12 protein-coding genes are annotated in these 12,387 nt (G+C 61.0%); 7 read left to right on the forward strand and 5 right to left on the reverse strand.

The genetic code is table 11. From position 1 onward, the window contains the following. The first annotated feature begins 134 nt into the window (after positions 1 to 134). Both AC4CWF_RS05875 and AC4CWF_RS05880 read left to right on the forward strand, forming a co-directional pair. Positions 135 to 1,100 (forward strand): acetylxylan esterase, encoded by a 966-nt coding sequence (locus AC4CWF_RS05875; protein WP_491284192.1) that lies wholly within the window; start codon positions 135 to 137, stop codon positions 1,098 to 1,100. Next, positions 1,097 to 1,825: an esterase family protein gene (locus AC4CWF_RS05880; RefSeq protein WP_491284193.1), complete on the forward strand. Its 729-nt coding sequence runs from the start codon at positions 1,097 to 1,099 to the stop codon at positions 1,823 to 1,825. Before AC4CWF_RS05875 ends, AC4CWF_RS05880 begins: the two co-directional genes overlap by 4 nt. A gap of 231 nt (positions 1,826 to 2,056) precedes the next feature. Here AC4CWF_RS05880 and AC4CWF_RS05885 read toward each other — a convergent pair whose 3' ends face one another. Next, a complete protein-coding gene (locus AC4CWF_RS05885) occupies positions 2,057 to 3,295 on the reverse strand; it encodes a saccharopine dehydrogenase family protein (protein WP_491284194.1) in 1,239 nt (412 codons plus the stop codon). Positions 3,296 to 3,334: 39 nt separating this feature from the next. Beyond that, positions 3,335 to 4,432, reverse strand: coding sequence for a carboxynorspermidine decarboxylase (locus AC4CWF_RS05890; RefSeq protein WP_491284195.1), 1,098 nt, complete (start codon positions 4,430 to 4,432; stop codon positions 3,335 to 3,337). Between the two features lie 282 nt (positions 4,433 to 4,714). Here AC4CWF_RS05890 and AC4CWF_RS05895 point away from each other — a divergent pair, with 282 nt between their 5' ends. The 4 genes from AC4CWF_RS05895 to leuA all read left to right on the forward strand — a co-directional run bounded on the left by AC4CWF_RS05895 (position 4,715) and on the right by leuA (position 8,483). Then, on the forward strand, positions 4,715 to 5,893 hold the full coding sequence (locus AC4CWF_RS05895; RefSeq protein WP_491284196.1) for a benzoate/H(+) symporter BenE family transporter: 1,179 nt from the start codon (positions 4,715 to 4,717) through the stop codon (positions 5,891 to 5,893). A 40-nt stretch (positions 5,894 to 5,933) separates the two neighbouring features. After that, positions 5,934 to 6,203 carry a BrnT family toxin gene (locus AC4CWF_RS05900; protein WP_491284197.1) on the forward strand — a complete coding sequence of 90 codons (270 nt, stop codon included), beginning with the start codon at positions 5,934 to 5,936 and terminating at the stop codon, positions 6,201 to 6,203. Further along, positions 6,184 to 6,432, forward strand: a complete 249-nt coding sequence (gene brnA / locus AC4CWF_RS05905) for a type II toxin-antitoxin system BrnA family antitoxin (RefSeq protein WP_491284198.1) — start codon at positions 6,184 to 6,186, stop codon at positions 6,430 to 6,432. The genes AC4CWF_RS05900 and brnA overlap by 20 nt, the downstream gene beginning before the upstream one ends. Before the next feature lie 326 nt (positions 6,433 to 6,758). Next, positions 6,759 to 8,483, forward strand: coding sequence for a 2-isopropylmalate synthase (gene leuA, locus AC4CWF_RS05910; RefSeq protein ID WP_491284199.1), 1,725 nt, complete (start codon positions 6,759 to 6,761; stop codon positions 8,481 to 8,483). A gap of 93 nt (positions 8,484 to 8,576) precedes the next feature. Here the strand turns inward: leuA and AC4CWF_RS05915 are convergent, their stop codons facing one another. After that, on the reverse strand, positions 8,577 to 9,977 hold the full coding sequence (locus tag AC4CWF_RS05915; RefSeq protein ID WP_491284200.1) for an aminotransferase-like domain-containing protein: 1,401 nt from the start codon (positions 9,975 to 9,977) through the stop codon (positions 8,577 to 8,579). Positions 9,978 to 10,139: 162 nt separating this feature from the next. Here AC4CWF_RS05915 and AC4CWF_RS05920 point away from each other — a divergent pair, with 162 nt between their 5' ends. Next, positions 10,140 to 11,003, forward strand: coding sequence for a DMT family transporter (locus AC4CWF_RS05920; RefSeq protein WP_491284201.1), 864 nt, complete (start codon positions 10,140 to 10,142; stop codon positions 11,001 to 11,003). A gap of 29 nt (positions 11,004 to 11,032) precedes the next feature. Here AC4CWF_RS05920 and AC4CWF_RS05925 read toward each other — a convergent pair whose 3' ends face one another. Beyond that, entirely contained in the window at positions 11,033 to 11,878 is an 846-nt protein-coding gene (locus AC4CWF_RS05925; RefSeq protein ID WP_491284202.1) for an anti-sigma factor family protein, read from the reverse strand. A gap of 3 nt (positions 11,879 to 11,881) precedes the next feature. Beyond that, positions 11,882 to 12,364 carry a sigma factor-like helix-turn-helix DNA-binding protein gene (locus AC4CWF_RS05930; RefSeq protein WP_491284203.1) on the reverse strand — a complete coding sequence of 161 codons (483 nt, stop codon included), beginning with the start codon at positions 12,362 to 12,364 and terminating at the stop codon, positions 11,882 to 11,884. Between the last annotated feature and the right edge of the window lie 23 nt (positions 12,365 to 12,387).

The raw sequence follows: 12,387 nt of genomic DNA on the forward strand, positions 1-12,387 counted from the left end.
GAAAACAGCCCGTTGCGTGACGCTGTGTACGCCGGGGCTTGCCCACAGAAAAGCGCGTCTTTTTCAGAAATTTGCTGCCGTTTCCCGCCCTTTTTGTCTTGTGGCCGGCGGCATTTCGCGAAACAACCGCATCCATGAGCATCCCGACAGTCCATCCCTTCGCCTTTGATCCCACCTACGGCCTTTCGCTGGAAGAGCTTCTTGCTTTGAAGGCTCCGCAAGCGCCTGCCGGTTTTGATGCCTTCTGGCAGGTCCGGTATGCGCGCGCGCTGGCCGTGCAGGCAGCGCCAAGGCGTCGTCCAAGCCCACTGTCCCATCCGGACTTTCGCGTGGAAGAACTGTTCTACACCTCGACGGATGGCGGGCGGATCGGTGGCTGGATTTTGACGCCGGCGCGTGAAAAAGTCCGCCGGGGTATCGTCGTCGGCCATGGTTATGGCGGGCGCGAGGCGCCGGATTTCGATTTTCCGGTGCGGGATGCGGTCCTGGTTTTTCCCTGCTTTCGCGGCCTGTCGAAAAGCCCGCATCCGCCGATCTCGCCGCAATCGCACTGGCATGTGCTGCACGATATCGATAAGCCGGAAAAATACGTGATCGGCGGCTGCGTCGAGGATTTGTGGATTGCCGTCTCGGCACTGCTTGCGCTGCATCCGGATCTCGCCGGCCGCATCGGTTATAGCGGCATCAGTTTTGGCGGCGGCCTTGGTGCGCTCGCCATGCCGTTCGATCCGCGCATCGATCGCGGTTTTCTGGAAGTGCCGACCTTTGGCAACCGGCCGCTCTGGCTGACGTTGCCGACAACGGGCAGCGCGGCGGCCGTGCAGATCTATCGCAAGCGGCATCCGCAGGTGGATGCCACGCTGCGGCTTTTCGATGCCGCAACCGCTGCCACACGCATCACCGCGCCGGTGCTGGTGGCGGTGGCACGGTTTGATCCGGCCGTTGCCCCGCCGTGCCAGTTCTCCATCGCCAATGCCCTTCCGCCATCAAAATTTAACGAAACTTTCATTCTCGACGCCGGCCACTTCGATTATCCTGATTCTGCAGCGCAACATGCTCTGCTGTCGCAGAAGATCCGGCGGTTTTTCGAGGTTCCATGAACAGGGAATATGTGCGCTGGTACAGTCCAAGGCTCCACCGGGATATGGAGCTTCTCGTTTTCGGCCATGCCGGCGCAAAGGTTCTGATGTTTCCGACCCGCGAGGGCCGGTTTTTCGAATATGAGCAACTGGGCGTGGTCGAAAGTCTGGGGGACAAGGTGAGGGCAGGGCAGTTGCAGCTGTTCTGCATCGAGGGGCTGGCGAGTGAAAGCTTCTACGACCCGCGCCGCCATCCGGCCGAGCGCATTCGCCGCCACGCAGCCTTCGAAGATTATGTGTTGAACGAGGTCATGCCGCTGATGGCGGCGAAAAACGCGCATGACTGCACGATTGCACACGGCTGCAGTCTTGGCGCCTATCAGGCCACAAGCCTTGCGCTGCGCCACCCGCATCTCTTTCGCAAGCTGGTGGCCTTTTCCGGACGTTATGACCTGACGCTGAAGGTCGACTGCTTTGGCGATCTCATGGACGGCTATTACGACGAAGAAGTCTATTTCCACACGCCGACCCATTTCCTGCCCGGCCTTGGCAGTGACTGGCGCCTGGAGCGCTTGCGCCAGATGGAGATCGTGCTCACCATCGGCGACGCCGACCCCTTCCTCGACAACAATTTTCACCTGAGCCGCCTGCTTGCCGAAAAAGGCATCGACCACCGCCTCCACCTCTGGACCGGCCGCGCCCACCGCGCCGGCGCCTGGCGAAGGATGGCACCGCTTTATATTTGAGGGGAGTGACTTTGCCTTCGGCGCAAGGGTTACGGGTCTGCCTGTTCTTCCGTCATGCTCGGCCTTGTGCCGAGCATCTGCCGTGGCTTGATAACGTGTGACGTCGCTGGCAATCGTGGCGACAGCAGACCCTTGGGACAAGCCCGAGGGTGACGGCTTGTATTGATCCCAAACAAAAAACCGCCGGATCTCTCCAGCGGGTTCATGATTTTCATCTGGCCAAAATTTGGCTTAAAACTCCACAGCCCGGTCGCCGTCTTCGTCCTGAATGCGTGTCGGCAGGCCGATCTTGTTCAGGAGGTTGATGAAGGGCTTGGGCGGCAGTTCTTCGACGTTTGCCATCTTCTTCACGTCCCATTCGCCTGTGGCCACCAGCATGGCGGCGGCAACCGGGGGAACGCCGGCGGTGTAGGAGATACCCTGGCTGCCCACTTCGTTATAGGCTTCTTTGTGGTCGGCGACGTTGTAGATGAAGACGGTCTTTTCCTTGCCGTCCTTAAAACCCTTGACGTAATCACCGATGCAGGTCTTGCCTTCGTATTCGGGGGCAAGCGAAGAGGGGTCCGGCAGGCAGGCTTTTACGACCTTCAGCGGCACGACTTCGGAACCGTCGGCAAGCTTGACCGGCTGTTCGGAGAGAAGGCCGATCGACTTCAGAACGGTGAAGACGTTGATATAGTGATCGCCAAAGCCCATCCAGAAGCGCACGTCGGCGCCGTCCATGTTTTTCGCCAGTGAATGCACCTCGTCATGGCCGCAGAGATAGGCGCGGCGCGTGCCGACAACCGGCAGGTCGTAATCCCTGCCGATCTCGAACATCTTGTTGACCTTCCATTCGCCGCCCTGCCAGGAATAGACGACGCCGGTGAACTCGCGGAAATTGATTTCCGGATCAAAATTTGTGGCGAAATATTTGCCATGGCTGCCGGCATTGATGTCGACGATATCGACGTCGGTGACCTTGTCGAGATATTCATCCTTGGCAAGCTTGGCATAGGCGTTGACCACGCCCGGATCGAAACCGGCGCCCAGAATGGCGGTAATGCCCTTTTCCGCGCATTCTTCGGCGCGCTTCCACTCGTAGTTTCCGTACCACGGCGGTGTTTCGCAGATCTTGTTCGGCTCTTCATGGATGGCCGTATCGATATAGGCGACGCCCGTATCCATGCAGGCGCGCAGAACCGACATGTTCAAGAAGGCGGTGCCGACATTGATGACGATTTCCACGCCGAGCTTTTCGATCAGCGCCTTGGTGGCCTCGATATCCAGCGCGTCGAGCGCGTGTGCTTCCAGCACGCCCGCCTGCTTCATCGCCTTCTTTTCGTGAACCGAAGCGATGATGGCGTCGCATTTGGATTTGGTGCGCGAGGCGATGTGGATATCACCCAGCACGTCGTTGTTCTGCGCACATTTGTGCGCAACGACCTGAGCGACGCCACCGGCGCCGATGATGAGAACGTTCTTTTTCATGATGAGGACTAACTCCTTCGTGTCCAATCGTCAGAAGCCTTAGGAAAGGCTGTGTTCGTAGTCCGTGTAGTCAAACTCACGGACCGTCCTGATGCTGCCATCCAGTTCGCGGATGGCGATTGACGGCATTTGCACGCCGTTAAACCAGTTCTTCTTGACCATGGTATAACCGGCGGCGTCCTGGATCGAAATCCGGTCGCCAACCTTCAGGTCATGGTCGAAATTGAATTCGCCAAAGATATCTCCGGCGAGGCATGACTTGCCGCAGATCATGATGCGGTGCGGGCCGTCATTGGGGCTCATCTTGGCGCTTTCGCGGTAGATGAGAAGGTCGAGCATATGGGCTTCCACGGACGAATCGACGATGGCTAGCTTCTTGCCGTTATAAAGCGTGTCGAGCACAGAGACTTCCAGCGTCGTGGACTTGGTGATCGAGGCCTCGCCGGGCTCCAGATAGACCTGTACGCCATACTCGCCCGAAAACCGCTTCAGCCGTTCGGCAAACTGTTCCAGCGGATAATCGTCGCCGGTGAAATGAATGCCGCCGCCGAGGCTCACCCATTCCGCCTTTTTCAGAAGCGGCGAAAATTTTTGCTCGATCTCGCCCAGCATCCGGTCAAACAGGTCGAAATCGCCGTTTTCGCAATTGTTGTGGATCATGAAGCCGGAAACGAGATCCATCACCGGCTCGACCTGTTTCACATCCCATTCGCCAAGCCGCGAGAAGGGGCGGGCGGGATCGGCAAGATCGAAGGTGGAGGAGGAGACGCCGGGATTGAGGCGCAGGCCACGCGTGATGCCCGACGCCTTGTCCGCATACCGCGTCAACTGACCGATCGAGTTGAAGATGATCTTGTCGGCATGCGAAACAACCTCGTCGATCTCGTAATCGGCATAGGCGACGGAATAGGCATGCGTTTCCTTGCCAAAACGCTCATGGCCGAGGCGCACTTCGTTGAGCGAGGACGAGGTCGTGCCGTCCATGTAGTCGCGCATGAAATCGAACACGCCCCAGGTGGCAAAGCACTTCAGCGCGAGCAGAGCCTTGGCGCCGGAAAGTTCGCGCAAGGTCGCGATCTTCTCCATGTTGCGCAGAAGCTTCGACTTGTCGATCAGATAATAAGGCGTCTGGATCACGGCCTGTTCCTCACGCGTTCATAAAACCAAGGTCCGCGAGGTAGGCAAAACCGTTGTCATAGGCAAGCGGCAAGGGGGAAACTCTGCCACAATTTACCGTTTTTCCGCAGCAGGAAGGTCCGACTGGAGGCAATTCGGTCCCGTCGAGCGCATGGCGGGCGGTCCGCGGAGGTTTTGCCGGGGCAGGGCAAGAACCGATTTGCCGGCGTTTCGGCTTGCCAAGCCGGCGCCATTCTGGTTCTCAAACGGCAGGCATTTTCGCCTCCTATCCGGGTTTCCAGCATGCTGAAAGATTTTTCCGTCCAGGCTCTGATCATGGGGCTTCTGGTCGCATTTGTCGGTTTCATCAGTTCCTTTGCCGTCATCATGCAGGGGCTGACGGCCATGGGGGCCACACCGCCGGAAGTGGCGTCTGCCCTTCTGGCGCTGTCGCTGCTGATGGGCTTGCTCGGCATCATCCTGCCAATCTGGAAACGCATGCCGATCAGCATTGCCTGGTCGACGCCCGGGGCAGCACTTCTCACCGGCATCGGCGTCATCGAGGGCGGCTTTCCCGCAGCCGTCGGCGCCTTCGTCATGGCAGCGGGCCTCATTGTGCTCTCAGGGCTGTTTTCGCCGCTCGGCAAGGCCGTGCGGATGATCCCGGCACCGCTTGCCAATGCCATGCTTGCCGGAATTCTCGTCAATCTCTGTCTTGCCCCGGTCAAGGCCATCGCCTTCAACCCGCTGCTTGGCCTGCCGATCGTGGCGGCCTGGATGATCGTGGTGATCTGGAAACGTCTCTGGGCGGTGCCGGCGGCGCTGGCGGCCTTCGTCGGCGTACTGGTTTTTGGCGTGGATCTGCCGCCGGATGTGTTTGCGCGGCTGGGTGGCGCCATTCACCCGGACCTGATCGTCGTGGCGCCCGTCTTCGGCCTGCATGCCTTCATCTCGGTTGCCGTGCCGCTGTTCATTGTCACCATGGCCTCGCAGAACATTCCGGGCATCGCCATCCTGAAGGTCAACGGTTATGAGCCGGCGCCGAGCCACCTGTTTGTGTCCACCGGCCTGTTTTCGGTTGTGGCCGCCCTGTTCGGTGCGGTGCCGGTCAATCTGGCTGCCATTACGGCAGCTATGTGCGCCGGCGAAGAATCGCATGCCGATCCGAAGCGGCGTTACTGGTCGGCGCTGATCGGCGGCGTCGGTTATATCCTGCTTGGGCTTCTGGCGTCTGCCATCATCGCCTTCGTTGCGCTCTCGCCGCCGATCCTGTTGCAGGCCGTGGCGGGCCTTGCCCTCATCGGCGCCTTTTCCAATTCCGCCCAGGCCGCCTTTCGCGATGCCGAAACCCGCGAGGCCGCCGCCATCACCTTCCTCGTCACCGCTTCCGGCCTTGCCTTCGCCGGTGTTTCCGGCGCCTTCTGGGGGCTGATTGCCGGGGCCGTGATGCTGGGGTTGAAGCGGGTGGCGACCAAGGGGTAACGCGCTCGATTTCTCCGGCTGGTTGTGATCTCATGGCCGGATGAAATTCGAATTCGATCCGGCAAAAAGCGACATGAACAAGGCCAAGCACGGAATCGATTTCGTGGAGGCGCAATCTTTGTGGTATGATGATTTTCGTGTTGATGCCGATGCAAGCCATGATCTTGAGTTGCGGCGGATCACCGTTGGCCGCATCGGCGAGAAACTTTGGACCGGTGTCTATACGATGCGCGGGAATGCCGTCCGGATCATATCGGTGAGGCGCGCCAGATTGGCGGAAAGGCTTCGTTATGCAGAAAATAACCGCTGAGGAATTTGACCGGAAGTTCGACGATGGCGAGGATGTCAGTGCCTATGTCGACTGGAGCAAGGCGACGCGCCCCAATCTGGAGCCGGTGGAGATGACGGTTGCCGTGAAGCGCGGAACACTGCTGCGGCTGGAGAGGCGTGCCAAAGAGCTTGGGCTTTCGCGCGACGCTCTTGTGGAAAGCTGGCTGACGGAAAAGCTGGAAGACCAGCGGAAAGATGCCGCCGAATAACCCGCTTGCACTCCTCTCTTTCCCGCGCTATCAAGTTCCCATGACGATTAACGGCACATCTATTGCTGCGACTGAAATGACGGCCCGCCCTGCGGCCGGCTTTGTCGCGTCGGTGCCAAACTCGCTTCTTCTCCTCGGCCTTATCCGCGGTTGCCGGGTCCGTTGAGGAGCGCCCGGCGGCCGTAAGCGCCCGTCGGCTCAAAGCTCCTCGCAGAAATTCCCCGATTTGTAGACCAAAAGCCTCTGATGAGGCCTTGATCCATCGTCACGGCGCTGTAACAGCCTTGAGGCACAAGCGCCGACGCTGGACGCGAAGGAGAAGAACCATGGACGCCAAGAATTCCGCTACCGCCGTGACCGCTTCCGGCATCAAGGGCATGCCCGACGCATCGCGCAAATACCGCGCCTATCCGCAGATCCAGATCCCCGACCGCACCTGGCCCTCCAAGATCATCGACAAGGCGCCGATCTGGTGTTCGGTGGATCTGCGCGACGGCAACCAGTCGCTGGTCAACCCGATGGGGCATGATCGCAAGGCCCGCATGTTCAAGCTGCTCTTGGACATGGGTTTCAAGGAAATCGAGATCGGCTTTCCGTCAGCCTCACAGACCGATTTCGACTTTGCCCGCTGGTGCGTGGAAGAAGGCGGCGTGCCGGAAGACGTGTCGCTGCAGGTTCTGGTGCAGTGCCGGCCCGAACTGATCACCCGCACGTTCGAGGCGCTGGAAGGCGCCCACAAGCCGATCATCCATTTCTACAACTCGACGTCGGAATTGCAGCGCCGCGTGGTGTTTGCGAAAGACGTGCCCGGCATCAAGCAGATCGCGGTCGATGCGGCCAAGATGATCATGGACATGGCTGAAAAGGCTGGCGGCGGTTATCGCTTCGAATATTCGCCGGAAAGCTTTACCGGCACCGAACTCGAGGTTGCGCTGGAAATCTGCAATGCCGTAACGGCCGAAATTCGCCCGACGGCCGAAAACAAGCTGATCCTCAACCTGCCCTCCACCGTCGAGATGGCGACGCCCAACGTCTATGCCGACCAGATCGAGTGGATGTGCCGCAACCTGGACAACCGCGAAAACATCATCGTATCCCTGCATCCGCACAACGACCGCGGCACCGGCATCGCTGCGACCGAACTCGGCCTGATGGCCGGCGCCGACCGCGTGGAAGGCACGCTGTTCGGCAATGGCGAGCGCACCGGCAATGTCGATGTCGTCACGCTGGCGCTCAACATGTTCACGCAAGGGGTCGATCCCGAGCTGGATTGCTCCGATATCGAGCGCATCAAGGCCGTCTACGAATATTCCAACGAGATGGTCATCCCCGAGCGTCACCCTTACGTCGGCGAACTGGTCTACACTGCCTTTTCCGGCTCGCACCAGGATGCCATCAACAAGGGCATGAAGTCGATCAAGACGGCGAATTCGCCGGTCTGGGAAGTGCCGTACCTGCCGATCGACCCGCAGGATGTCGGGCGCACCTACGAGGCGATCATCCGCATCAACTCGCAGTCGGGCAAGGGCGGCATCGCCTATATCCTCTCGCAGGATTACGGCATCAACCTGCCGCGCAACCTGCAGGTGGAGTTCCGTGAGGAGATCCAGCGCATCACCGATGAAGAGGGTGTGGAGCTGCCGTCAAGGCGCATCCACGAACGTTTCCTCCAGCATTATGTCGAGCAGCCGAGCGCGCGCATCAAGTTCGTCGACCACCAGACATACCCGGCCGGCATGGAGCACAAGGGTGTGCGTGTCGTCTCCGCCGAGATCACTGACAATGGTGAAGTGAAGCGCATCGAGGGCAAGGGCACCGGCCCGATCGATGGCTTCATCAATGCGCTCTCGACCTATCTCGGCACCGAACTGTCGGTTGCCGATTATTCCGAGCACTCCCTGCAGCATGGGTCCAACGCATCGGCCATCGCCTATGTCGAGGTGGAGCATGCCGGCGGCAAGCTGTTCGGTGTCGGCATCAACACCAATATCGTTGCGGCCTCGCTGGAGGCCATCGTGTCTGCGGCAAACCGGGTGATCGCCAGCCGGTAATCGCGGTCATCATTTCCGATAACAGAACGCCCGGTGCGCAAGCCCGGGCGTTTTTGCGTGGCGCGGGCAAGCGGCATCCTTCGAAAGGCGCCTTCAGCAAGTCTGTGATAAGGCCTCTGCCAGCACCTGGTCGATGCGCGGGTCCTGCATCTGCGCCACGTTAAAGCGCATCCTATCGCCTGCCGTCTGGCTGAGGCTGAACACATTGCCCGGGGCCAGAACGACGCCTGACGCCAGCGCCTTTTGCGCAAGACTTGCAGAGTCTGCGCCATCCGGCAAACGGCACCAGAGGTAAAAGCCGCCGCGTGGGGTCAGAACAGGTTCGATACCGAGCCGCGCCAGACGTTCGCTCACATCGCGCCGCGCATGGGAAAGCTTTCGGCGCAATTCCTCCATGTGCTTGCGGTAGCTGCCGCCGGAGAGAACATGAGCGACGATCTCTGCCGAAACCGGGCTTGGTCCGCCGAAATTGGTGGCAACCTGAAGATCGGCCAGCCCCTCGATCCAGTCGGGGCGGGCAAAGATGTAACCGCAGCGGATGGAGGCCGAGAGCGTCTTTGAAAAGCTGCCGATCCGGATGACCTGTTTCAAGCCGTCCAGCGCTGCAAGCGTGGCACCGGCCTCCGGCTGGAAATCGCCAAAGATATCGTCTTCGATGACAGTGATGCCATGCTGGCCGGCAAGGTTCAGCAGGCGGTGGGCTGTCTGTGGGGAAACGGTCGCGCCCGTCGGGTTATGCAGCCCGGAATTGGTGATGTAGAGGCGCGGTTTTTCCGCCACAAGCACGGCCTCGAAGGCGGCAAGATCCGGCCCGTCGGCAAGGTAGGCCACGCTCACCACTTTGACCTGATGCACCTGTAAAAGGGCGCGAAAATTGAAATAACAGGGATCGTCGATCAGCACCGTATCGCCGGGACGCAGGAGGAAACGGCAGACAAGGTCCAGCGCCTGCGTGCCTGTTGCCGTGAGCAGAACCTGATCAAGGCCGGCGGCAATGCCCTGGTCGGCCAGCCGCGACAACAGCAGGCGGCGCAGCGTGGCGGAGCCGCGCGTCTCACCGTAGTCGAACAGCAGGGCAGGATCGGCGCGGGCAAGATGGCGCATGGCGCGGGAAATGGCCTCCTGCGGCATCCAATGGGCGGGAAGCCAGCCGCAGCCGGCCTTTGCCACGTCGCCCGCTGCATCGAGCGATTGCCGCGACACCCAGAACGGATCGATGGCGCGTGCCTGCGGCGTTGCCGCGCGGGCAAGGGCAAGCGGCGGCGTGGTGTTTTCCGCCACGAAAAACCCTGCGCCACGCCGAGCCCGGATCAGGCCTTCGGCCACCAGCCGGTCATAGGCTTCCACCACCGTGGTGGCCGACACCTTCATCGTCTCGGCAAGCGCACGCACCGAAGGCAGGCGGTCGCCGGGCAGAAGCGCCCGGCTGCCGATCCGCGAGCGGATGGACGTCATGACGTCCTTTGTGCGTGTCCCGGCGGGGTTGCGGGTCATTGATGTCTCGCCTGTATTTCCATTGTCATCAGTACAGTTTGGATAAATTGTATGCCTCTGTTGCTGTCTCTGGCAAGTGCAGTGGCGTAAAGCGGCTCTGGCATATGGTAGCCGTGGAAACGGGAAACGACCTGCTTTGCAAGATCAGACAAGTGAGGGACAATGAAAGCGTCAGTGGATGGATGGATGTGCGGCCTTGCCGGCGTGGTGATCTTCAGCGGATCGCTTCCGGCAACGCGCGTGGCGGTGGCGGATCTGTCTCCTTTGTTTCTCACCTCGGCGCGCGCCGTCATTGCCGCTGTTTTGGCAGCACTCCTCTTGAAGGGCCTGCGCGAGGCGCGCCCGGCGCGCGCCGATCTTCTTTCGCTTGCCGTGATTGCCGCTGGCGTTGTGGTGGGGTTTCCGCTCCTGACGGCGCTTGCGCTGAAAACCATCACGTCTGCCCACTCGATTGTCTTCATCGGTCTTCTGCCGCTGGCAACCGCGCTATTTGGCGTGCTGCGCGGGGGTGAGCAGCCAAAGCCGCTGTTCTGGCTGTTTTCAGGGCTCGGAAGTGCCGCCGTTGCCGGCTTTGCGCTGGTGTCAGGCGGGGCCGGCACACTTGCCGGCGACCTGCTGATGCTGGCGGCCATCCTCGTTTGCGGGCTTGGATATGCGGAAGGCGCGCGGCTCTCGCGGCGGCTCGGCGGCTGGCAGGTCATTTCCTGGGCGCTGGTCCTTGCGCTGCCGCTGATGCTGGCAATCACGCTGACGAGCCTTCCGGCGGATTGGTCTGCCGTGAGCATCAGCGCCTGGGCCGGACTTGCCTATGTCTCGGTGTTCAGCATGCTGATCGGTTTTGTCTTCTGGTATCGCGGACTGGCACTTGGCGGCATTGCCGCTGTCGGTCAGCTGCAGCTTCTGCAGCCATTCTTCGGCCTGCTTCTCGCCGGCCTTTTGCTGCATGAGCCGGTGAGCCCGATGATGCTGGTGGTCACGCTCGGTGTCGTGCTCTGCGTGGCCGGCGCCCGGCGTTTTGCCCGATAGAATTTGCGCCCGTCGAGTGCGTGAGCGTATCAGATGATCCCGGCGATCTTCGCCGCAAGCGTGTCGAGTTCGGCGTCGGAGGAGGGGCCGGTCACGACGTAACTTGCCTGCAGGCCCTGCCAGGTGACGAGGCCGATGTCGTCGCGGATGGTCTGGCGAAGCGGCGGGGCGTCTGGCTGCTGGCTCTGCGGCGCAATCAGCTTGGTAAAGGACACCGCAATGACCTCGCCCTCGCGGTTGCGATAGACCAGTTGCCCAACCGGACGGCCGCCGGCTGAAAACAGGCGGGCACCGACGAAGTCGAGATTATCCGAAGCAAGGTTCGGGATACGGAAGGAGACGCCGGTCGTTGCCATCAGCCAGTCGACGATATGGGCCGATTCGCTTGCCGGCACTTCCACGAGATGCCGGGTCTGGCGGGAATAAAGCCGGTAATAGGAGGCGACATCGTCCAGCCAGGCGCGCACGGGATCACCGGCCATGTCGCCATAGGTCACCATATGCGGGCGCCCGGCCACCATGTATCCGGCAGCGGTGCCAAAGCCGAACATCAGCAGCGAGGCGGCGCAGACGAGGCTGAAGGAGGGGCGCAGGTGCCAGCGGGGGCGGCGCGCCTGTGGCAGGCGCACGGCACGTCGCGGCGGTGTTGCGGTCTTGATCGAGCGCACCAGATCAAGCGACACCGGTTCCTTCAGCATGGTCTTGAAGGCAAGGCGGGCTTCGTCATCGGCTTTGCGCAGCATGTCGTTCAGCGCGCGAGCCTGGGGATCGGCGGCCAATAGCGCTTCCAGTTCAATCCGTTCGGGCTCGCTGATCTCGTTATCGAGAAGGGCGGAAATGCGCATGTCCAGTGGGGCGTTGCGAAGGCTTTCCATCCATCAGGCCCTGCGTTCGCTGGCGTGGGATTTCTGTGCCGCCAGCTCCCGGCGGGATAACAGCATGCGCACGGCGACCGCATCCGGCGTGATGCCCATGACGGCGGCCGTCTCTGCGTAACTCAAACCTTCTACCGCGCAGAGCAGATAAACAGGTGCGCTGGTGTGGGGCAGGCTGTCGAGCACGGGATGGCTGGAAAAACCCACTTCGGGAAGACCTCCGGCCTGCGGCTTGTCGCCATTGCCGGGCCCTTGCGCAAAGGCGCCGTTGTTCCACAGCACGCGCATCAGTGTGAATACCCAGAGATCCAGCCGCTGGTCGCCGCGCCGCAGATGCGATTTGGCCACCGCCTCTTCACAGGCCTTCACCACCAGCTGGTCGATCCCGGAGGCGTCCCCGGTCAGCGCCATGGCAAAACGACGGATCTGCGGCAGAAAGCCCACCAGGTCGCGTCTGATATCCGTCTTTGGGTTTTTATCGCTCATGAGAACCGCTGGCCTGAATGCTG

This window comes from Neorhizobium sp. PAMB6630 (assembly GCF_058242775.1).